Here is a 19247-nt window from a genome sequence, read left to right as displayed (position 1 = left end):
CAACAATCCGTTGACGATTCGCAAAGTCCACTGGAAATCCGCCCTCGTTCTTCCTACGTTCGCTGCCATACCCATCGGCGCCGTTCCCGGTTCCGGGCGAAGCGCGCCTCCAGCGTCGGCGCGCTCGCGCACCCATGGGATTCCTTGAGGGCAACTCGGATGGATGAAGTGATCAAGGCGAAGCGCCAACAGCAGAACGCGGGCTCCAGCCTGCGCGCAATTACGATCCGTGGCGCGCGCGAGCACAACCTCAAGAACATCGACGTCGAGATTCCCCGCGACAAGCTCGTGGTGTTCACCGGGCTCTCCGGCTCCGGCAAATCCTCGCTCGCCTTCGACACCATCTACGCCGAAGGCCAGCGCCGCTACGTCGAGTCGCTCTCGGCCTATGCCCGCCAGTTCCTGGAGATGATGCAGAAGCCTGACGTCGATCAGATCGACGGGCTGTCGCCGGCGATCTCGATCGAGCAGAAGACGACGTCGAAGAATCCGCGTTCGACCGTCGGCACCGTGACCGAGATCTACGACTACATGCGCCTGCTCTGGGCCCGCGTCGGCGTGCCCTATTCGCCCGCGACCGGCCTGCCGATCGAGAGCCAGACCGTCTCGCAGATGGTCGACCGGGTGCTGGCGCTGCCCGAAGGCACCCGCCTCTATCTGCTGGCCCCGGTCGTGCGCGGCCGCAAGGGCGAGTACCGCAAGGAGCTCGCCGAATGGCTCAAGAAGGGCTTTCAGCGCGTCAAGATCGACGGCACCTTCTACGAGCTGGCCGAAGCCCCTGGCCTCGACAAGAAATTCCCGCACGACATCGACGTCGTGGTCGACCGCATCGTGGTCCGCGCCGACATCGGCCAGCGCCTCGCCGAAAGCTTTGAGACTGCGCTGAAGCTCGCCGAAGGCCTCGCCGTCGTCGAGTTCGCCGACGCGCCGGCCGCCACCGCGCCCGCCGAGGAGAAGAAGAAGACCGCGAAGATCCACGACAAGAGCGGCCCCGAGCGCATCCTGTTCTCGGAAAAGTTCGCCTGCCCGGTCTCCGGCTTCACCATCCCCGAGATCGAGCCGCGCCTGTTCTCGTTCAACAATCCCTATGGCGCCTGCCCGGCCTGCGGCGGTCTCGGCGTCGAGCAGCATGTCGACGAGGACCTCGTCATCCCCGAGAAGGACCTCACCTTGCGCAAGGGCGCGATCGCGCCCTGGGCCAAGTCGTCATCGCCCTACTATACGCAGACGCTCACCGCGCTCGGCAAGCACTACAAGTTCACGCTCGACACGAAATGGAAGGACCTGCCGAAGAAGACGAGAGACGCGATCCTCTACGGCTCCGGCGAGGACGAGATCAAGTTCTCCTACGAGGACGGGGTGCGCTCCTACGACACCAAGAAGCCGTTCGAGGGCGTGATCACCAACATCAACCGCCGCTACCGCGAAACGGAAAGTGAATGGGCGCGCGAGGAGCTGGCGAAATATTTCCACGACGTGCCCTGCGAGGGGTGCAAAGGCTTTCGGCTCAAGCCCGAGGCGCTCTGCGTCAAGGTCGGCGGCAAGCATATCGGAGAGATCTCTGAGCTGTCGGTGAGGAAGGCCGGCGAGTGGTTCGAGGGCGTGCCGGCGGCGCTGAACGCGCAGCAGAACGAGATCGCGGGCCGCATCCTGAAAGAGATCCGCGAGCGCCTCACCTTCCTGCTCGACGTCGGCCTCAATTACCTCACCCTGTCGCGCTCGTCCGGCACGCTGTCCGGCGGCGAGAGCCAGCGCATTCGCCTGGCCTCGCAGATCGGCTCGGGGCTGACGGGCGTGCTCTACGTGCTGGACGAGCCTTCGATCGGCCTGCACCAGCGCGACAATGCCCGCCTGCTCGACACGCTGAAGCGGCTTCGCGATCTCGGCAACACCGTGGTGGTGGTCGAACATGACGAGGATGCCATTCGCCTCGCTGACTACGTCCTCGACATCGGCCCCGGCGCCGGCATGCACGGCGGCAACATCGTCGCCGAGGGCACGCCCGATCAGATCATGCGCAACCCGAAATCGCTCACCGGCAAATACCTCACCGGCGAGCTCGAGGTCGAAGTGCCGGAGCGGCGTCCGCCGAACCATCGCCGCACCATCAAGGTGGTGAACGCGCGCGGCAATAACCTCAAGAACGTCACCGCCGAGATTCCGCTCGGCCTGTTCACCTGCGTCACCGGAGTCTCCGGCGGCGGCAAGTCGACGCTCCTGATCGACACGGTCTACCGCGCCATCGCCCGCAAGCTGAACGGCGCCAGCGAAGGCGCAGCGCCGCACGACCGCATCGAGGGGCTCGAGCATATCGACAAGATCATCGATATCGACCAGTCGCCGATCGGCCGCACCCCGCGCTCGAACCCTGCGACCTATACCGGCGCCTTCACGCCGATCCGCGAGTGGTTCGCAGGCCTTCCCGAAGCCAAGGCGCGCGGCTACGAGCCCGGCCGCTTCTCCTTCAACGTCAAGGGCGGCCGCTGCGAGGCCTGCCAGGGTGACGGCGTCATCAAGATCGAGATGCACTTCCTGCCCGACGTCTACGTCACCTGCGACGTCTGCAAGGGCAAGCGCTACAACCGCGAAACGCTGGAGGTCCTGTTCAAGGGCAAGAGCATCGCCGACGTGCTCGACATGACCGTCGAGGAAGCCGCCGAGTTCTTCAAGGCAGTGCCGCGCGTGCGCGAGACTTTTCAGACGCTTCACCGCGTCGGCCTCGACTACATCCATGTCGGCCAGCAGGCCACGACGCTCTCCGGCGGCGAAGCCCAGCGCGTCAAGCTCGCAAAGGAGCTGTCAAAACGTGCCACCGGCCGCACGCTTTACATCCTGGACGAGCCGACCACCGGCCTGCACTTCCACGACGTCAAGAAGCTGCTGGAGGTGCTGCACGAGCTGGTCGCGCAGGGCAACACCGTGGTCGTCATCGAGCACAATCTCGAGGTCATCAAGACCGCTGACTGGGTCATCGACCTCGGCCCCGAGGGCGGTGACGGCGGCGGCGAGATCGTCGCCTGGGGCCCGCCGGAGGACATCGTCAAGGCGCCGCGGAGCTATACCGGCAAGTTCCTGGAGCCGGTGCTGAAGAAGGCGCGGAAGCCGAAGCGAAGAAGCACGAGCGAGGCGGCGGAGTAGAACTTATTTCTTGGTCAAACGCTCATCTCTGCCTCGAATCTATGCGCCCTTTCATCAAGGTCGCGGAACTGTCCAAGCCGAACGAACGAATAAACATGCAGTGCGTTGCGGCTAGGGGACGCGCCCGACGACTAGGCGCGCCCCAAGTTTCTCATTGCAATTAGAATATACGAAGCGACAATAGCTCCATTGTAGATTTTCGTCACGCATCGCAACGGTTTGCAACCTTAAATCCGATTCATTGGCATCGCGGCCAACTTCCCATTTCTCCATGCCCTACACCTTCGCCATCTTCGATCTCGACGGCACGCTCGTCGACAGCTTCCCCTGGTTTCTGCGTACCATCAACGACGTCGCCGATCGCTTCGGCTTTCGCCGCGTCGCGAATGAGGAGATCGAAGAGCTCCGTCATGCGTCGAGCCGCGAAATTCTCGGCCGGCTCGAGGTGCCCTTGTGGAAGCTGCCGGCAATTGCACGGCATGCGCGGCGGCTGAAGGCTGAGGCAGCGGGCGAGATCTCGCTGTTTGCGGGCGTCGAGACGATGCTGCAAGCACTTGCCGACAATGGCGTGCAGCTTGCGCTGGTGACCTCCGACAGCGAAGCCAATGCGCGCGAGAAGCTCGGGGATGCCGCCGCATTGTTCTCGCATTACGACTGCTCGGCATCGCTGTTCGGCAAAGCGGCGAAATTCCGCCGCGTCATCCGCCGCGCCGGTGTCGAGCCGAGCAAGGTGATCGCGATCGGCGACGAAGTGCGCGACATCGAGGCGGCGCGGACCGCAGGCATCGCCTGTGGCGCGGTGTGCTGGGGCTATGCGGCACCGCCCGCGCTGCGGGCACTTGGGCCGGACCACGTGTTTGAGCGGATCGATGAGATTAGCTCGACGCTCTGCGCCGCAGCCGTAGCCCGGATGAGCGAAGCGACATCCGGGAACGTCGATGGATGAGGATGGCGCTGTGCCGGATTTCGCTTCGCTCATCCGGGCTACGAGATGCCCCTACTCCGTCCGCCTGAGAAACGCCCCGAAGGCCCGCGGCCCATCGCCCACCCTGACTTCGCCGATCACCTTCAGCTCGGCCGCGTCGATGATATCGAGCGTGTTGCTCTCCCAGCAGGCGACGATGACACGCTTGCCGTCGGCGGTCGCGTTGATGCCTTCAGGGTAGTCTCCGACATTGATGCGCTTGACCGGCTTCAAGCTCGCGAGGTCGAACACGCTGACGGTGCCGCCATATTGGTCGGTGACGAAGCCGCGGCCCTGCGCCAGCGCCACCGCATAGGGGCGCATCCCGACCGGCACGCGGCCGATCTCGGCACCCGCGGCGATGTCGATCACCGAGACGTCGTCAGAGCCGACATTGGCGGTGTAGGCGCGCTTGCCCTCGGCATCGATGGTGACGCCGAACGGGCGGGTGCCGACCTTGATGCTCGCCTTGCGCTCGCCGGTCGCGGTGTCCACCACCGAGACGCTGTCGTCGTCACGGTTCGCCGAGAGCAGCAGCTTGCCGTCGGGCGTCACCGCAAGCCCCGACGGTGAAGCGCCGACCGCGATGCTGGCGGTGACGCGCCGGGCGACCGCATCGATCACCCGTACCGCCGCCGCATACCAGTCGGCGACGTAGATGGTGCGGCCGTCGGGCGCGACCGCGATGCCGAGCGGCCCGCCGCCGATCTCGATGCGGCTTGCGACCTGCCACGTGGCGGCGTCGACCACCGTCACCACCTTGGCGTCGGGGCTGGTGACATAGGCGAAGCGCCCGTCCGGGCTGACGGCCACGCCGGCCGGCTTGCCGCCGATCGGGATGGTCGCAACGCTGCGTGATGTCGCGAGGTCCACGACCATCAGATCGTCGCTGAGCTGGTTGGTGACGAACGCCTCTTCGGCGGACGCGCAGCCGAGGCCGGCGATGCAGATGCTGGCGGCGAGCGCCGCCAGAACCAGGGCGCGCACGCTCAGCTTCCGCTCTCGATCTTCTTCTTCAGCGCCTCGAGGCCGTTCTTGTAGAGGCCGCTCACCGCGGTCTTGGCCGCTTCGTCGCTCAGCTCCGGCGGCGGATCGTTGTTGGGATAGCCGCGATAGAACGCACCGGCCCATTCCAGCGTCGCGCCCTTGCCGTCGGCACTCGGCGTCACCGTCAGCGTCGAGGAATAGTTGGTGACCGGCAGCACCTTCACGTCGACGGTGGTGATCCGGTAGGAATAGGTCATCGCGGCCGCGTCGAACTTGTAGAGCTCCTCGTCGATCGTGGCGCCGCCGGTCAGCGTCAGTTTCCGCGTCGCGCCGATCTCGTTGCCCTTCTCACCCTCGGTCTTGGTGACGGGCGGAAGCCAGCTCATGTCCTGGAAATTGCCGATCGCCGCCCACACCTTGGCCGGGGCCGCGTTGATCTCGATGGATTCCCGCACCTTCTGCCGGGTCGGCCCGTGCGCCCACACCGGCTCAAACATAGCGGACAGAGCCATCCCCGCCACCGCCAGCGCCGCCACCCCGACGATCGCCGTTCCGCTTCTCGTCCTCATACCGTTTCCTCACTCTTCATCCGCGCGACTTGAGGCGCGCTGAGGCCATGGTAGCGCATTTTTGGACCATGGCGAGACCGGTTCGCGGCGCGGCTGTGGCCGAGGCGCTCGCCCATCCACACCATCCATCGCGTTGCCCGACGGGCAACACACGCAAGAGCAGGGTCAATGCACGGCGGCGAAAACAATTCGCTTTACTCGAATTCGGAATTATCGCATGTTGCGGCCATCCCAGCCCGTGCCGAGGGGCGTATCGCGATCGTCACGACATGCGGGGTGGGACGTGGTGGGCGCAGGCGGCGTCGGCGCGAAGGCGGTTTGCAGGGGCGGGTCACACCGTGAGCGACGGCTAGCGCGCACACGACCGGTGCAGTCTGCGTACGGCAAAATCGTGTGGTCCTGGCGCCCGGGGTCTGTGCGCCAAGTCTTGCGGTGATGCGCGGTGCCCGATCGGGTCCGCGCGTCAGCTATCCGCAAGGCGACGGGGGCAATAGTGCATCGCTCCCCGGGGAGAGCGCGACATAAGCCGTCAAACCACTGCGCAGGGAAGGCCGGATGTTTGGCTTCACCTGTATGCCGCTGTGCATCATCTTCCAGCGCATTTCGCGCACAGCGGACCGTGGGTGCCCAGCCGGCACCCGGCCTTCCCTGCGCCCTCGGCATGTTCGGGGGCGGCGACTGAAGCAAAGCTCGGACCGGATAGGCCGCGAGAGCGCGAAGGTATGTCAGCAATCGGACTCGAACGTCGATTGAGGCTCAGCCGATGCCACACACTCCGTCATTGCGAGGAGCTCTTGCGACGAAGCAATCCAGGCTGCCTCCGCAGAGAGATTCTGGATTGCTTCGCGGAGCCTGTCATCGGGCAGCGCTTGGCGTGGCTCGCAATGACGACGGCGAGAGCGAGTATCGGGAGTGCCCTCGCCTATTCCCCCAGCGTCACATCTACGAACCCACGCGGGTCCGCGCAAAACTCCCGCATCAGCCGGTAACGATCCGTCTCCTCCACTGTCGTCGGCCCCAGCCCATATTTCCCGAGCCGGAGCAATTTGGCATTTGGATAGGCCATCAGCATTGGCGAATGGATCGCCATGATGACCTGGCAGATGCGGGACTGGTCCATGCGGCGCAGCAGTTTCAGGAACTCGATCTGGCGCGCCGGCGAAAGCGCCGACTCCGGCTCGTCGAAGATAAAGATGCCCTGGCGCTGGCAGCGCTCCTCGAAGAAGCGCAGGAAGCCTTCGCCATGGGAATGCGACAGGAAATCGGGACCGGCCTGTCCGGCATCACGTGCGGCCTTGTCGAGGTATCGCGCGACCGAGAAAAAACTCTCGGCGCGGAAAAACCACCCATTGGTGATCTTCGGCAGCCAGCTTGCGCGCAGCGCCTTGGAGAGCTGGCCGCCCATATTCTCGCGGGCTTCGGAGTGGTCAACCGGCATGTAGCCCTTGCCGCCCCGGCATCGTCGTAGCCGGCGAGCGCTGCTATCCCCTCGAGGATCGTCGACTTCCCGGTGCCGTTCTCTCAACGATGATCGTGATGGCGGCCTCGAAGTTGAGCTCGAAATCGTCCGGAAAGATCGGCAAGCAAAACGGATAGACCTCGCGATCGCGAACCTGGGACGGGTCGAGCCAGACCCGCTTCAAATACGGGGCCGGCAGATTGATCGTTCGACTGCTCCTGCGGCTCATGTCCGGCTTTCCCACCCGTTCCGCTTGAACCTTGATTGGAACGTATCAGGAACAAAAGCTTCGCGAAAGCTGCATCTGGGAAACATATGGAAACGACTGGAAACATACCCGATATGCGTTACTTGGACACAAATTGCTACCTGAAATTGCCGATAAAAATCGGGCTACCAGACAGTTTGCTGGCATGACGCCAGCTCCCACCTCGCGACCCCGGCAATGATTGACGGACGTCCGGGACACTAAGCCGCGAGGAATGCGCGATGGTCACGACCTATTTCAGCTACAGCTACATCACGCGCAATCTCAAGCAGTCGCTGACGCGGGTCGAACAGCAGCCGGATGTCGCGCGGGAGGCCGCCTATTACAGGGCCAACATCGGCAAGGTGAAGACCGTCGACGATTTCATGAAGGACCATCGCCTCTATCACTATGCGATGAAGGCATATGGCCTGGAGGACATGGCGTACGCCAAGGCTTTCATGAAAAAGGTGCTGGAGAGCGATCTCAACGACTCCAAGAGCTTCGTCAACAAGCTGGTCGACAAGCGCTACCGTGAGTTTGCCGCGGCGTTTTCGTTCAACGGCACTGCGACGCCGGTCGCACAATCGGACGACCAGACCGACGAGATGATCGGTCTGTACACGGCGACCAAGAAGAGCCAGGTCGACGCGCTTGCCGACGACACCAGCTACTACAACGCCAAAATCGGCAACATCACCGGTGCAGACCAGCTCCTGAACGACGACCGCCTTCGCAACTACGTCTATTCAGCGTTCGGGATCGATGAAAGCAAGTGGCCCCGTGACACGATAAGCCAGGTCCTGCGCAGCGATCCATCCGATCCCAACAGCTATGTCAACACCACCTTCGCATCCCAGGTGATTGGCCTCAAAGCCCAGCTCGCCCAAGCCAAATCGGACGTGAGCGCCACCAATACGAAGATCGCCGACTACACCGCCCAACTCTCGCAGCCGGGTGCCGACGTGTCCCAGTTGAAGGTCCAGATCCTGGTCGAAAAACATCACCTGGAATCATACACGACAAGCGTATCCGACCTGGGCGATCAAATCGCCACGATCGGTAACTTCGTAGATCTGGCCGGCGCATTCGAGTTTTCGCCTGACGGGTCGCTTCCGTCGGGCGTGTCTGCGCAAACCGCCGCAAACGTCACGCTCACGACAAAGCGGTTCGACGACAGCAAGTCGGAGGTCTATGCGGCTGTCAGCCCGCTGAACGAAGCTCTGGCCATCAGGCAATTCAGAACGGCCGTCCTCACCATCAACTCAGTCCAGACGTTCGTATCGACTCCAGCCGTATATGATTTCGCGCTGGGCGCCGTCGGCCTCGATCCGGCAAAGATTTCGCAGAACACCGTCAAGGCTGTCCTCGAAAGCGATCTCAGCGATCCCAAGAGCTACGTCTATACGCTGAAGGACGATCGCTACGTTGAGCTCGCGCGCGCCTTCAACTTCGACGCAAAAGGCAATCTGACGACGCCCCTGGTGGCTCAGGACCCGGCTGAAGTCCTCGACATTGCAAAGGACTACGTCATACAGGCAGTGAAGCAGGCAAGCCCCGATCAGCAGAAGGCCGTTCGAGCCCAGGCGCAGAAAGACGCGACGGCTTATCAGGAAGCCATCGGAGGCATCGACAGCGTTTCCGATCTGCTTGCAAACCGGAAGATGGTCGATTTCATTCTCGTCGCCAAAGGCCTGGAGCCCAAGACGGTCAGCACCGACTATCTCAAGAAGATCTTCGCTTCCGACTTGAACAATCCAAAGAGCTTCGCCAACACCGAGAGCGATCCGCGCTTTGCCGAGATCGCAGCGTCGTTCAATTTCGACAGCAAGGGCGACGTCGCCCGTCTTGCGCTGATGGGCCCGCAGAAGCGGGATCAATTCCGGGAAACACAGGCGAACTATCTCCAACAAAGCGTGGAGCAGCAGCAGGGTGAGACGAATCCCGGCGTGCGCCTGGCACTCTATTTCCAGCGCAAGGCCGGCGAGATCACCTCCGCCTACGACATCCTTGCCGACAAGGCTCTTTCGGAGGTGTTCAGGACCACGTTCGATTTACCGGACTCGATGGCTGCGATGCCGATCGATCAGCAGGCCAAGTTCGTGGACAAGTTCATGAAGATCACGGATCTGTCCGATCCAACGAAGGTTGCAAAGCTGTTGAACCGTTTCTCCGCCATGTATGACATCAGAAACAGCCAGAGCACCGGTCAGACCCAATCTCCCTTGCTCAACCTCTTTCAGGGATCGAACTCGGGATTAAGTGACGCGACGTACCTCGCCATTGCCAAGCTGCGTGCTCACTGATGATCGTTCGGGGCTATTACGCCAACACCTCGAGCACCAGCTCCATGGTCATCAGCACGGGATTGTCGCCTCGGATCAAGCGGCCCTCCGCAATGCCGCCGGTGTAATCGATCAGGGCAATGTCGAGCGCCGCTTCGAGTGCGCCCGAAGCGCCCGGCGCAATCGTCCCCGCCGTCACCGCAAGCTCCGTCGCGAACGGCTCGGTCACGCCGCCATGGGTGAAGCGCGCGCCGATGGTCGAACCGACGCCGCCGCGAACCTTCGCGCGGGCGATGCCGTGCGCGCGGCAGAACGCTTCGAGGCTGCCGGCAAAATCCTGGTTGGGCCGCAGCCGCAGGGCGAAGGCGCGGCTGGCCGTGCGTGCGCCGGTGCTCGCGGCGGCCACCGGTCCAAACAGCCTGAAGTTGGTCTCCGGATCGACCGCGGTCGTGAACGCCGCGCCATCGAGGCCGAACGCCTCGACCTCGAACGGCTCGGCGACGATCGTCTCATCCGGCATCATGTGGCCGCCGCTCGCCGTGCCATCCGCCTCGGTCCAGAGCCCGTGGCAATGAAAGAACGGTGCGTCGTCGCGCGTACCGAGGGTCATGCTGCCGAGCCTGGTGCGCGTCACGCCGCCGGGACGATAGGTGTCGCTGTAGAACGCCGCGTTCTCGCCGGTCTTCGACAGCGCCGGCATCACATAGGCGAACGGCCCGAGCGCGCCGCGGCCGAAATTCAGGACGCCAGCCGCAAATCCCTCCGCGGCAAAGCCACGGCGCGCGGCTTCCAGCAACGGCAGGCCGGCTTGAAGCGTGAACGTGAACGCGCGCCCCCTCGCTTCCACCCACTGGATGCGTTCGGGAGGCGGCGCGCCCGGCTGCTTGATACTCCGCATCCCCGCTCAGCCCGCCTTCGTCTTGTCGAGGTCGAGCAGCCCGCGCGCCTCGAGCTCGTCGCGCACCATACGCTTCGGCACCTTGCCATAGCCGGACTTCGGCAGCGCCTCCCAGAAGAAGAACCGCTTCGGCATCTTGTAGCGCGGCACCTTCGGACCGAGGAACGCTGCCATCTCGGCTTCGCTCACCGGCTTCGCGCCCTCGCGCGCGACGCAGACGGCGACGCCGACCTCGCCCCAGGTCGCATCGGGCACGCCGAGCACGGCGACCTCGCCAACCGCGGGATGGGTCAGGATCTTCTCCTCGATCTCGCGCGGATAGATGTTGGAGCCGCCGGAGATGTACATGTCGGAGGCACGGCCGGTGATGTAGACGAACCCCTCCTCGTCCATGTGGCCGAGATCGCCGGTGCGGAACCAGCCATTGCGGAACGCCTTCGCATTGGCCTCGGGGTTGTCGTAGTAGCCGGCGAGCACCGCGGGGCCGATCACGCAAATCTCGCCGCTCTGGTTCGCCTTGAGCTCGCGGCCCTCGTCGTCCTGGATCGACACCTGCATGGCCGTGCGTTCGAAGCCGCAGGTGCCGATCCTGGCATGCGGACTATCCTCGGCATCGTGCAACGCGGCGGGCAGCACCGTGATGTTGCCGGTGACCTCGCCCAATCCAAAATACTGCACGATGACCTTGCCGAGCTTCCTCAGCGCGGTCTTCTGATCCTCGCGATACATCGGCGCGCCGGCATAGATCACGTGCCGCAGCGAGGAATGATCGTATTTGTCGACGGCGGGGTGCTCGACCATCATCTTCAAAATGGTCGGCACGGTGAAGAGATTGGCGACCCGATGCTTCTCGATCAGACGGAAGGCCTCGTCGATGTCGAACTTCTCGGTCGGCAGCAGCACGGTGCAGACGCCGCGCGCGGTCTGCACCAGCTGGTGCACGCCGGCGCCATGCGACAGCGGCGCCACCACCAGCGAGGCATCCGCTTCCGTGACGCCGGGAGTGAGATCGGCAAGATGATTGGTGACGACGAAGCCCATCTGGCCGTGGGTCAGCACCGCAGCCTTGGAACGGCCGGTGGTTCCGGAAGTGAAGAAGAACCAGCAGGGATCGTCGTGCTCGACCGCAACGTTTTCGACCGCGCTGCCCGCCTTGGATGCGATAGCCTCCGCGACCGACGTCTCGCCAAACGCGCTGCTGCCCTCGATGCTCCAGGTGAACTCCAGCGCCCCACCCTTCACCGCCGTGGCATGCTCGGGAAAATCGACATGGCACAAAAATGCCTTCGCGCCGGAGGCCTCGGCGAGATAGCTGACCTCGTCTGGCATCAGGCGGAAATTGGTGGGAACCCAGACGGCCCCGAGCCGGAACGCTGCGAACATCGAGAAGAACATCTCGTCGCCATTCTTGGAATGGACGAGGATGCGGTCGCCTTTCGAGATGCCGCGCGCGGCGAGCGCTGCGGCCAGCGCGGACACCTGCGTATCGATCTCGCGCCAGGTCCAGGATCTGTCACGCCAGACGAAGCCTGTCCGCGCCCCATGCCGCCGCGCATTCTGGGTCAGCATGTGAGCGAGATTCATGACGCGGCGGGACATGCGCAGGGGCTGCATCGGGCTTCCTCTTCGGTAGCGGACCGTGCACTCGCCGCCCGCTCATTAGAGCCCATTTATCGCCATCGCCAGCGAGGTAGCAAGACCGCCGGCCGCGCGCCTGCCCTACGGCTGCGTGAATGCGAACGCGCCGCCGTGATCGCCCTGACATGGGCCTGCACGCCGAGACCGCCGCAATGGCTGCCGGGCAGATCGAGGCGGATGGCGCGCGCGGCGCCGCGTTTGTCGGCCGCGCGGGCACGATCGTTCATGGAATTTTAAACATGGTCAGCGCAACCTCGCTCAGTCTTCGCGTACAGAGTGCCGCATCATGGTCAAAGCGCCCGCCTTCCTCCTGTTGTCGCTGGCGCTCGCCGGATGTGCCGTCGCCCCGCAAGCCCAACTCGCACCCGATCCAGCCTTCAAGCCCGCGCGCTACGCCTGGGACGGGGCCGGCGAGAATCCCAACCAGCCGCGTTCTGCCTCATTGCATGTTGCGCGCTCCGCGAGCTCCGAGCGCACCAGATCGCAAGCCGGGCTTCAGCCCTATTCTCGGGAATGGTGGCAGGCGCAGGACGGCATCGAGGCCGAGCAGGACGCCAGGATCAACCGCTCCCTCGTCATTTGCGAGGATTGCCTCCGCCAACAGCCGCAGCCGGAAGACTCCAGGCTCGCCAAGGCGAGTGATTGAACCGAACGGCCGCTCCATTGGTCTACAGAGATACGCGCCGGCCACTCCGGCCTATTGTCGCGCGCCATCTCAAGGACGTTCCATGTTCACCCGTCGGACCTTCGTCGCCGCCTCTCTGCTTGCCGCAATCGCCCCGGCCTTCGCCGAGACCGCTCCCAGCGATCCCGTCGCCATCCTGACCGCGATCTATACCCGCGCCGCCAAGGGCAAGGGCGATGGCGGCGCCGCCTTCGGCATCGAGAACAAGGCGGCGAAGTCAAAATACCTCTCCAAGGCGCTGGTCGCGTTGTGGGCCAAGGCAGATGCGCACACGCCGAAGGGCGACGTCGGGCCGGTCGATTTCGATCCCGTCACCAATTCGCAGGAACCGGACGTGAAATCGTTCAAGGTGGACGCTGAGAAGATGGAAGCGGACAAAGCGACGGTCGCAGTGACCATCACCGGCCATCGCAACGACCGGAAACCGGCCGACCAGATCGTGCGTTACGACTTCGTACGCGAGGCAAATGGCTGGAAAATCGACGACATCAAGGGCTCCTCCGACGGGGAAGCCTGGTCGATCCGCAAGATGCTGACGGACTCGCTGAAGAGCTGACCGGAGACGACATGAGCGATGTCATCAACAACGAGGCCCATCACCGCTATGAGCTCGAGGTGGAGGGCCATCTTGCGACCGAGCATTACAAGCTCGACGGCGACGTCATCACCTTCGAGCATACGGACGTGCCGAAGGAGCTCGGCGGCAAGGGCGTCGGCTCAAAGCTGGTGCAAGGCGCGCTCAACCAGGTCCGCGCTGCCGGTTTGAAGCTGATCCCGCAATGCCCGTTCGTAAAGGCGTGGATCGAGAAGCATCCGGACTATCAGGACCTGGTGAAGCGATAAGCGCGCAGGCTCGCTGCTGACGGACCTGCCGACGGGCCCTATTGCCCATGCTTGAGCATGTCCTGATCAGTCAGATCCCAATCTTGCCACAGCTGGAGTATGCCGAGGAGCACCGTCACCGCGCCGAGGCTCGTGTGGTAGATGCGGACAAAGCCCTCGCCGGAATAGCCGAGGATATAGGGCGAGGCGATGAGCCACAGCCCGATCAGGATCGTCGTCACCTCTTGCCAGCGCTGCAGCGCAACATACTCAAGCTGGCTGATGCCGAACACGAGAAGGCCAACTGCGACAGAGTTCAGGATCATCGCCTCTCTTCCGGCGACCTCTAACTCGTCTTGGACAGGAAACCACGGCGAAATGACAATCAATGCGCCGAGCAGCATGCCGCACCAGTCTTCCCATGTTCGATGAACATTCAAGAAACCAAACTCCGACATTGTACCCTCCTACACGAGAGGCATACGTCGGCGGCTGGCGATCATGACACTCCGAATGTCTAGCAACCCTGCCGGCCGCATTCGGGCGTATGTCCTTCAAAAAGACGTGGGAACCGTCGACGACCGCGCAAGAGCGATGACGAGGATTATTTTCGTCGGGCGCGCGACGTTCGCTGCTCAGGGCTTCATACTGAACCGGGGCTACGGAGCCCCGAGCTTCTGCAGGGCCTCGCGCGCCACCGGCAGGCCGGGCTTGAATTCCAGCGCCGTCCTGAAGTCGGCGATCGCGCCCTGCTTGTCGCCGAGCCGAAGCTTGGCCTGGCCGCGATTGTTCCACGAAAACACGTCCGAGGGATCGTATTGCAGCGCCTTGTCGTAGTCGGCAAGACCGCCCTTGTCGTCGCCCTGGTAGAGCCGGATCATGCCGCGATTGCGCCAGCCGCGCGCGTCGGTCGGCGCGATACGGATCGCCTCGCCATAGTCGGCGGCGGCGCGGTCGAGCTGCTCGCTGTCACGATAGACATTGCCGCGATCGATATAGGCGAGCAGGCTGGGTGCAAGCTTGATCCGCATGGTGTAATCGGCGAGCGCATGCGCCACGTCGTGCCTGCGGTAGTAGACCAAGGCACGATTGGTATAGGCCGTAGCATAGTTCGGATCCCGCTTGATCGCGGCGTCGAAATCGGCGAAGGCGCCGTCGAGATCGCCCTTGTTGTAGCGGGATTCGCCGCGATTGCTGTAGGCCAGCGCGAGCGAGGGATCGAGCTTGATGGCCTGGTCGTAGTCGGCGATGGCGCGATCGTAGTCGCGCTTGAAGCTGTAGAGGCGTCCGCGATTGTTGTAGGCGCAGGCATAGTCCGGGGCGAGCCTGACCGCCTCGTCGAGATCGGACAGCGCGGCATCGAGCTCGCGCTTCTCGGTGAGACCATGGCCGCGATTGCAATAGGCGCCGGCGAGGCGGTGCCCGCTCTCGCTCCCAGTCTCGATTACGGTCGAGCAGGCCTTGACCCGCTCCTCCGGCGTGCTGGTCGGCCCGACGCATGCGTCCCAGGCAGGACCGCCTTCGGCTGCGGCCGGCAGCGGCGCCGTCGAAGCAAGCGCGCCAAGGAGCAACGCCATCAAACTGAGCGGGACACGCATTTTCCAGATATCTCCCCTACGGCAACCTCCCTTGGTCGCATCCTGGCAAGGGCCGGTTCAAACGCCTAGATCAAGGGACACACGGCGCTTCGGAAGGATCTGGCATGGCGGCAGCAGTACGTGACAACAAGGACAGGAGCCGCTTCGAGCTCGATATCGGCAGCGAGATTGCATTCGCCAATTACCGGCTGACCCCGTCGGCGGTGATCATCACCCACACCGAGACGCCGCGTGCGCTGCGCGGCCGCGGCATCGCCTCCGAGCTGGTCAAGGGCGCGCTCGACCTGATCCGCCGCGATGGCAAGAAGGTGATCGCCGGTTGCGGCTTCGTCGTCGACTATCTCGAACGGCATCCGGAAGATGCCGACCTCGTCGCCTGAAAGCAGAAGGGCCCGCGAGATCGCGGGCCCTTCTCAATTCCTTGTCAAACGCCTTGGCGATGACCGATCACACGGTCAGTGCTTGATCTCCGGCGGCAGCTTGCCACCATTGGCGGCGAGCTTGGACATCACCTGCTTGTGCAGCCAGACGTTCATGCTGGCCGAGTCGTTCATGTCGCCGCTATAGCCGAGCTCCTTGGCGAGGTCCTTGCGCGCGGCAAGACTGGAATCGATGTCGAGCGCTTTCATGAGATCGACGATCGAGGTGCGCCACTCCAGCTTCTCGCCCTTGTGCGCGGCCGCGGCCTTGTCGACGATCGCGGCGACGTCGACCGTTGCCGCCGGCGCGGCAGCAGGCGCCGATCCAGCCGGCGCGGCGCTCGCGGGCGCGCTGGGCGACGGTGCGCTGCCTGCGGGTGCGGCGGCAGCCGGATGGCTGCCGAAAATCGCGCCCATGATTTTCCCGAAAATGCTCATGTCTGCTCCCCGAAAAGGATCCGTTGGAAGGGCCTTGAGTGGCACTTATAGACGGAATTACCGCGTTGCGCCCGCGTTCCTGCGAACGAACCAGCAGCATCAGCTTATCTGCGGCGAAATGACGACCGAATGACATCATCGAGGTTGCACTGCGGCATCAAATTTCACCCAAGCATGAGGGACATGACTTGGAAATCGGCGTACGCTTCCGGTTCAGCTCGCGATGCCTTCCGGAATTCGCGTCTGGTCGGGATCGCGCAACTCAGAGAATGGCGGCCGCTTGCGCCGTTGCCGGCGCCGGATGCGGTCGCCCGGCAAGGGAGCTAGCGATCATGGCCACATTCTACCAGGGCAATGTCCCAACGATGGCCCAGCCCACTGATGCGGCTGGACCGGTGATCCGAACCATCCAACTTTCCGACCTGCACGATGCGCTCAAGCGCGGCTGGGAAGATTTCAAGGCGGTCCCGAGCCACGCCATCATCCTCTGCGTGATCTATCCGGTGCTGGGCCTCGTGCTCGCCCGCGTGGTAATGGGCTATTCGGTGCTGCCGCTGCTGTTTCCCCTGGCCGCCGGCTTCGCGCTGATCGGGCCGTTTGCGGCGATCGGTCTCTACGAGCTCTCCAGCCGGCGTGAACGCGGTGAAGAAGCGAGCGCCTGGCATGCCATGGAGGTGCTGCGCTCGCCTTCGTTCGGCGCCATGCTCGGCCTCGGCACGTTGCTGCTCGCCCTGTTCGTGACCTGGGTTGCGACCGCGCAGGCCATTTATGTCTCGGCGTTCGGCTATGAAGGCTTGACCGGAATCTCCGATTTCATGACGCGCGTGCTGACCACCCGGCAAGGCTGGTGGCTGATCGTGGTCGGCTGCGGCACCGGTTTCCTGTTCGCCCTCGCCGCGCTCTGCATCAGCGTCGTGTCGTTCCCGCTCATGCTCGATCGCCATGCCGGCGCGTTCGAGGCCATGGTCACCTCGCTCCGCGTCGTCGCCAAGAACCCGGCGCCGATGGCCGCGTGGGGTCTGATCGTGGCGGTGCTGCTGGCGCTGGGTACGATCCCGGCCTTCCTTGGCCTTGCCGTTGTGATTCCCCTGCTCGGCCACGCCACCTGGCATCTCTATCGCAAGGTGATCGCCTCCGAGCCCGGTTCGCGTCCGGTGCCACCCCCGCCGCATCGTCCAAGCAAGCCGGCCGCCGACTTCCCCGCCAACCTCTTCCCCTGGCGTAACAGATCGGACGCCTGACGGCATCGTGACACGCGATCCTGCCCGAGCCCGGCTCGGGCAGGATCCGCGAACTTGTCATACGCCTTGCTTTGGCCGCGGTTAGAATCGAGATTGCGCCTGCCGGTCAGATCACTTCACGGAATCTATTTCATCTGATGACCCCGACGATTTCTCGTCTCGCTCTCGCAGCCCTCGCCCTCTCCGCGTCCATCCTGTCCGCCCAGCCAGCGCTCGCCGCGGTCCCCTGCGGCTCTGGGAATTTCGAGGCCTGGCTTGCCGATTTCAAAGCCGAAGCCGCGGCCAAAGGCATCTCGCAACAGGCCATTGCCGCCGCGCTTGCGGGCGTGACGCTCGATCAGAGCGTGCTCAACCGTGACAAGTCGCAAAAGGTCTTCACCCAGACTTTTGAAGAGTTTTCCGGCCGCATGGTGCCGCCGCGAATGACGCGCGGCTCCAACATGATGAAGCAGTACGGCTCGGTGCTCTCGCGCATCGAGCAGACCTACGGCGTGCCCGGCGAGGTGCTGGTCGCGATCTGGGGGCTCGAGACCGATTTCGGCGTCAACACCGGCAAGTTCTCCACGATCCGCTCGCTGGCGACGCTGGCCTATGACTGCCGGCGTTCGGAGCAGTTTCGCGCCGAGCTGATGGATGCGCTGCGCATCGTCCAGCGCGGCGATCTGGCCCCCGGCGACATGAAGGGCGCTTGGGCCGGCGAGCTCGGCCAGACCCAGTTCATGCCATCGTCCTGGTTGAAATACGCCGTCGACTTCGACGGCAATGGCAAGCGCGATCTCCTGCACAATGCGCCCGACGTGCTCGCCTCCACCGCCAATTATCTCGCCGGCTATGGCTGGCAGAAGGGTAAGGACTGGCAGCCCGGCAGCCCCAACTTCGCGGTGCTCCAGCAATGGAACAAAAGCGAGGTCTACTCCAAGACCGTGGCGTACTTCGCCACTCAGCTCGCGCACGCTCCTTGATAATGCTCGGCAGCCAATCCTCGACGCATAGGGCCGATCGATAAGGCGACCGGCCCTCTCTTGGCTGCGTTTACTTGCCCATGGTGGCGTGCATCGCCTTGTTGAGATCCGAGCCCATGCACCCATCTTGCCATTGATGAGCGCGTCCCGCGCCGCCGCGATCTCCTTCTGCGCGATGAACTTGCTGTCGCCATCGGCGATGGCTTCGATCGCAGTTTCGGTCTTTTCCAGATTGGCCGAGCTGCAGCCGCCCATCGCGTGCTTGGCGGGCTGGGGCCGGTTCCTTGACGCTCCATGGCCTACCGGCCAGAGAGCTGGCGAATCGGTGGTTGACGTCTTGATCGCGCTGTTGCTTGCTCCTGCAAACCTGCTGCTTATAATGAACTAATATTCATTATTTCTTGACAGCGCCGCACATGCGATTCGCGCATGCGAGACTTGGGTCCAGTAGCTGATTGGTCGCCTTGCTCGGCAGGGGAATACGACCTATTTCGCTCCTGAAGGGAACCGCGATTGTAATCATAAGGCCGTGTATTCACGGACGTTTATGACCGTTTTGCGTCTCGCTCGCCCACGCCTTGGGCAAGCTTGCCTTCGGGTTAATCGTCCGTTACCGACGCTATGCGTTAGGCGCTTAGCTGCGTCGCAACATCGGAACTTTCGCACTGCACCACTCTCACCTATATTCATTTCAACGATGAGGCCTCGGCAAAGGCTGAATCGAACTACAGGAGACTATCAATGCTGCTCTCGCTCATCCGCATGATCCAGGCTTTCCGGGACTATCAGCGCAATGTTGCCGAGCTGTCCCAGCTCAGCGATCGCGAACTGGCCGACATCGGCCTTGATCGCTCGGACATCCCGCGCGTTGCCGCCGGTCAGTATCAGGGCTGATAT

Annotated in this window: 17 protein-coding genes and 2 pseudogenes; 10 read left to right on the top strand and 9 right to left on the bottom strand. The window is 63.5% G+C overall.

The window, feature by feature from the left end; all coding sequences use genetic code 11:
* The first annotated feature begins 159 nt into the window (after positions 1–159).
* On the top strand, positions 160–3138 hold the full coding sequence (gene uvrA, locus ACVWY3_RS10380) for an excinuclease ABC subunit UvrA (RefSeq protein ID WP_456838353.1): 2979 nt from the start codon (positions 160–162) through the stop codon (positions 3136–3138).
* A gap of 271 nt (positions 3139–3409) precedes the next feature.
* Complete coding sequence (locus tag ACVWY3_RS10375) at positions 3410–4084, top strand: HAD-IA family hydrolase (protein WP_456838352.1); 675 nt, start codon at positions 3410–3412, stop codon at positions 4082–4084.
* A gap of 51 nt (positions 4085–4135) precedes the next feature.
* Here ACVWY3_RS10375 and ACVWY3_RS10370 read toward each other — a convergent pair whose 3' ends face one another.
* From ACVWY3_RS10370 to ACVWY3_RS10360, 3 genes and pseudogenes are all read right to left on the bottom strand, one after another.
* Positions 4136–5089: a YVTN family beta-propeller repeat protein gene (locus ACVWY3_RS10370; RefSeq protein ID WP_456838351.1), complete on the bottom strand. Its 954-nt coding sequence runs from the start codon at positions 5087–5089 to the stop codon at positions 4136–4138.
* 2 nt (positions 5090–5091) lie between these two features.
* On the bottom strand, positions 5092–5658 hold the full coding sequence (locus ACVWY3_RS10365) for an SRPBCC family protein (RefSeq protein WP_456838350.1): 567 nt from the start codon (positions 5656–5658) through the stop codon (positions 5092–5094).
* Between the two features lie 922 nt (positions 5659–6580).
* Positions 6581–7346: pseudogene (locus ACVWY3_RS10360) on the bottom strand (AAA family ATPase).
* A 260-nt stretch (positions 7347–7606) separates the two neighbouring features.
* Between ACVWY3_RS10360 and ACVWY3_RS10355 the strand changes: the two are divergent.
* A complete protein-coding gene (locus ACVWY3_RS10355) occupies positions 7607–9670 on the top strand; it encodes a DUF1217 domain-containing protein (RefSeq protein ID WP_456838349.1) in 2064 nt (687 codons plus the stop codon).
* Between the two features lie 16 nt (positions 9671–9686).
* Here ACVWY3_RS10355 and ACVWY3_RS10350 read toward each other — a convergent pair whose 3' ends face one another.
* Positions 9687–10547 (bottom strand): PCC domain-containing protein, encoded by an 861-nt coding sequence (locus ACVWY3_RS10350; protein WP_456838348.1) that lies wholly within the window; start codon positions 10545–10547, stop codon positions 9687–9689.
* 6 nt (positions 10548–10553) lie between these two features.
* Complete coding sequence (locus ACVWY3_RS10345) at positions 10554–12161, bottom strand: acyl-CoA synthetase (protein ID WP_456838347.1); 1608 nt, start codon at positions 12159–12161, stop codon at positions 10554–10556.
* 310 nt (positions 12162–12471) lie between these two features.
* Here ACVWY3_RS10345 and ACVWY3_RS10340 point away from each other — a divergent pair, with 310 nt between their 5' ends.
* The 3 genes from ACVWY3_RS10340 to ACVWY3_RS10330 all read left to right on the top strand — a co-directional run bounded on the left by ACVWY3_RS10340 (position 12472) and on the right by ACVWY3_RS10330 (position 13713).
* Entirely contained in the window at positions 12472–12831 is a 360-nt protein-coding gene (locus ACVWY3_RS10340) for a hypothetical protein (RefSeq protein WP_456838346.1), read from the top strand.
* Positions 12832–12913: 82 nt separating this feature from the next.
* Positions 12914–13426: a DUF3828 domain-containing protein gene (locus ACVWY3_RS10335; protein WP_456838345.1), complete on the top strand. Its 513-nt coding sequence runs from the start codon at positions 12914–12916 to the stop codon at positions 13424–13426.
* A gap of 11 nt (positions 13427–13437) precedes the next feature.
* Positions 13438–13713, top strand: a complete 276-nt coding sequence (locus tag ACVWY3_RS10330; RefSeq protein ID WP_456838344.1) for a GNAT family N-acetyltransferase — start codon at positions 13438–13440, stop codon at positions 13711–13713.
* A gap of 38 nt (positions 13714–13751) precedes the next feature.
* On the opposite strand, the gene ACVWY3_RS10325 is transcribed toward ACVWY3_RS10330, so the two are convergent.
* Complete coding sequence (locus ACVWY3_RS10325) at positions 13752–14150, bottom strand: SPW repeat protein (protein ID WP_456838343.1); 399 nt, start codon at positions 14148–14150, stop codon at positions 13752–13754.
* A gap of 201 nt (positions 14151–14351) precedes the next feature.
* A complete protein-coding gene (locus ACVWY3_RS10320) occupies positions 14352–15290 on the bottom strand; it encodes a tetratricopeptide repeat protein (RefSeq protein WP_456838342.1) in 939 nt (312 codons plus the stop codon).
* A gap of 104 nt (positions 15291–15394) precedes the next feature.
* On the opposite strand from ACVWY3_RS10320, the gene ACVWY3_RS10315 reads away from it, so the two are divergent.
* Positions 15395–15670, top strand: a complete 276-nt coding sequence (locus ACVWY3_RS10315) for a GNAT family N-acetyltransferase (protein WP_456838341.1) — start codon at positions 15395–15397, stop codon at positions 15668–15670.
* A gap of 75 nt (positions 15671–15745) precedes the next feature.
* Here ACVWY3_RS10315 and ACVWY3_RS10310 read toward each other — a convergent pair whose 3' ends face one another.
* On the bottom strand, positions 15746–16147 hold the full coding sequence (locus ACVWY3_RS10310) for a DUF3597 domain-containing protein (RefSeq protein WP_027559301.1): 402 nt from the start codon (positions 16145–16147) through the stop codon (positions 15746–15748).
* Positions 16148–16479: 332 nt separating this feature from the next.
* Here ACVWY3_RS10310 and ACVWY3_RS10305 point away from each other — a divergent pair, with 332 nt between their 5' ends.
* Both ACVWY3_RS10305 and ACVWY3_RS10300 read left to right on the top strand, forming a co-directional pair.
* The gene (locus ACVWY3_RS10305; RefSeq protein WP_456838340.1) at positions 16480–17388 is read left to right on the top strand and encodes a DUF2189 domain-containing protein; all 909 of its coding nucleotides are present in this window, start codon (positions 16480–16482) and stop codon (positions 17386–17388) included.
* Between the two features lie 137 nt (positions 17389–17525).
* Positions 17526–18350, top strand: coding sequence for a lytic murein transglycosylase (locus ACVWY3_RS10300; RefSeq protein WP_456838339.1), 825 nt, complete (start codon positions 17526–17528; stop codon positions 18348–18350).
* A gap of 70 nt (positions 18351–18420) precedes the next feature.
* Here the strand turns inward: ACVWY3_RS10300 and ACVWY3_RS10295 are convergent.
* Positions 18421–18623 (bottom strand): annotated as a pseudogene (locus ACVWY3_RS10295) (hypothetical protein); the annotation flags it as partial.
* Positions 18624–19091: 468 nt separating this feature from the next.
* Between ACVWY3_RS10295 and ACVWY3_RS10290 the strand changes: the two are divergent.
* Entirely contained in the window at positions 19092–19244 is a 153-nt protein-coding gene (locus ACVWY3_RS10290) for a DUF1127 domain-containing protein (RefSeq protein ID WP_007590701.1), read from the top strand.
* Positions 19245–19247 lie beyond the last annotated feature (3 nt).

The organism is Bradyrhizobium sp. USDA 4486, assembly GCF_054057995.1.
The sequence above is the reverse complement of the archived record's forward strand: the minus strand, read 5'-3'. Positions and strand labels throughout refer to the sequence as shown.